This window comes from Psychrobacter sp. NZS113, from assembly GCF_015864825.1.
Classification (GTDB): domain Bacteria; phylum Pseudomonadota; class Gammaproteobacteria; order Pseudomonadales; family Moraxellaceae; genus Psychrobacter.
The window spans coordinates 1-1,472 of the sequence record NZ_JADYWL010000017.1; the positions used below are offsets into that span (position 1 = coordinate 1).

1 protein-coding gene is annotated in these 1,472 nt (G+C 47.9%); it reads left to right on the forward strand.

The genetic code is table 11. The features are described from left to right. Positions 1-12: 12 nt before the first annotated feature. On the forward strand, positions 13-1,472 hold a 1,460-nt coding region (locus tag I6E61_RS13945), incomplete at its 3' end, for an aldehyde dehydrogenase family protein (protein ID WP_197135296.1).

Genomic DNA, 1,472 nt, shown 5'->3' on the forward strand with positions numbered 1-1,472 from the left:
AAGGAGCAGTTAATGTTATATCCCTATCCAAATACAGAAAAAAGCCAAGTCCAATTCCGAGAAAAATATGACAACTTTATCAATGGTGAGTGGGTTGCACCCGTTGATGGTGAATACTTTGACAACACCAGTCCCATAGATGGCAAAGTTATCTGCCAAGTGGCCCGCTCAAAAGAAGCTGATATTGAAAAAGCCCTAGATGCGGCTCACGCTGCCAAAGATGCGTGGGGCAAAACCAGTGTCACGGAACGCGCCAACATCCTCCTCAAAATCGCTGACAAAATGGAAGCCAATCTCGAGTCTATCGCCATTGCTGAATGTTATGAAAATGGCAAACCGGTGCGTGAGACACTCGCAGCAGACATCCCGCTAGCCGTTGATCATTTCCGTTATTTCGCCAGTGCCATTCGCGCTCAAGAAGGCGGCATCAGCCAAATTGATGACGATACGGTTGCCTATCATTTCCATGAGCCACTGGGTGTGGTCGGTCAGATTATTCCTTGGAACTTCCCTATCCTGATGGCCGTCTGGAAACTGGCACCTGCGCTTGCTGCTGGTAACTGTGTGGTTCTTAAACCTGCTGAGCAAACCCCTGCCTCTATTCTCTATATGTTAGAGCTTATCGGTGCGGCTGATCTGTTACCTAAAGGCGTGTTAAACGTCGTCAATGGCTTTGGTGTTGAAGCTGGTAAGCCGTTAGCTTCTAACCCTCGTATTAATAAAGTGGCCTTTACGGGTGAGACCACAACCGGTCGCCTCATCATGCAGTATGCCAGTGAAAACATCATTCCTGTGACCTTGGAGCTGGGTGGTAAGAGTCCAAACATCTTCTTCGCCGATATCATGGACGAAGATGATGACTTCTTGGACAAAGCGGTTGAAGGCCTAGTGATGTTTGCGCTGAACCAAGGTGAAGTCTGTACCTGCCCATCACGTGCACTGGTACATGAGAGTATCTATGATGAGTTTATCAAACGCTGTATCGCTCGTGTTGAAGCCATCAAGATGGGCAATCCATTAGATACGGAAACAATGATTGGGGCACAAGCAAGCTCAGATCAATTAGAGAAAATCCTGTCTTATCTAGATATCGGTAAGCAAGAAGGCGCTAAAGTACTGGTCGGTGGCGAGAGAGCCACACACGATGGTGATCTGGGTGATGGCTACTACGTGCAGCCGACTATCTTTGAAGGCACTAATGACATGCGGGTATTCCAAGAGGAAATCTTTGGACCGGTACTTGCGGTAACAACTTTTAAAGATGACGAAGATGCGATGAGAATTGCCAACGATACGTTATATGGTTTAGGCGCTGGTATTTGGACGCGCAGTGTACATAAGGCGTATCGCTTCGGCCGTGGTATTCAAGCGGGCCGTGTGTGGACGAACTGCTATCACATCTATCCGTCGCATTCTGCATTCGGTGGTTATAAGCAGTCTGGTATCGGCCGTGAGAACCATTTGATGATGCT